Here is a 960-nt window from a genome sequence, read left to right on the forward strand (position 1 = left end):
TACATGTTCCATGCCGCCCCATAGCAGCGCTTTGCCTGAGCAATAGTCAAGCTGTCCACGTCTTCTGAATCCATGTAGAAGTAGTACTTGGAAAGCTTGCTTTTGCGTTCCTCAAGTGCCTCGATCCTGTCAGCTACCTGCTTAACATAGACGTTGACTTTCTTGAGCTGGTTCAGCTCAGAATTGATGGCAATCAGCTTGTTGTAGACGGATCGGCTGATGCCGCTGTTGATGGCAATCAGCCGTTTTTGCTCATTGCTTGGATAGATCCGCATCTTGATGCCAAGATGGTATGGCAGCTCTGACATCGGGATCATTAGGGTCTTGCGCTTCTTTTCATCTTCTTCCTCGTCGGCCTTCTTTTTATCTTTGGCAGCGACTTTTTTCTTCTTTTTGGTCATCTTTCTCACCTCGATTCTTATGCTATAATTATAACACTGCCCATTACTCAATGGGCTATTTTTAAGTGGCTTAATGTCATTATTCATCGAAGAAGGAGAGAATTGCAATGACCGACAAAATCAAAGATGCAGTATACGCTCAGCGCTACGTTTACAACTGCCATTATCATCTGATCTGGTGTACCAAGTACCGCAATCAAATATTTACGACTAAAGAACTAGCAGATGAAATGAAGAAAATGATCACTGACACAGCGAAGAACAATGACATCACCATCGAAAAACTGGAGGTCATGCCGGATCACGTTCATGCCATGATATCTTTCAGGCCGTCAAAATCTATCAGCGATGTGGTCAAAGCCCTCAAAGGATCTACCGGATATATGTATCTGCGCGATCATCCGGATATTAGAGAAAAGAAATGCTGGGGCGGTCACTTGTGGTCATCAAGCTACTATATCGGAACCGTTGGAAACATGTCTAAGGACACCGTGGAAAGATACATCAATGATCAGACCTATAACGCAAAAAAGGACGGCAAGCCCTATCCATCCACCCA

The 960-nt window shown here is 44.3% G+C and carries 2 protein-coding genes; one reads left to right on the forward strand and one right to left on the reverse strand.

The features are described 5' to 3' along the window. On the reverse strand, nt 1–401 hold a 401-nt coding region (locus ACLUXO_RS10155; protein WP_412137444.1), incomplete at its 3' end, for a helix-turn-helix domain-containing protein. Nucleotides 402–508: 107 nt separating this feature from the next. Here ACLUXO_RS10155 and tnpA point away from each other — a divergent pair. Next, on the forward strand, nt 509–960 hold a 452-nt coding region (gene tnpA, locus ACLUXO_RS10160; protein WP_412137445.1), incomplete at its 3' end, for an IS200/IS605 family transposase.

Origin of the sequence: Lactobacillus delbrueckii subsp. bulgaricus, from assembly GCF_046938665.1 — a bacterium.
In the GTDB taxonomy this organism is placed as follows: Bacteria; Bacillota; Bacilli; order Lactobacillales; family Lactobacillaceae; genus Lactobacillus; species Lactobacillus delbrueckii_C.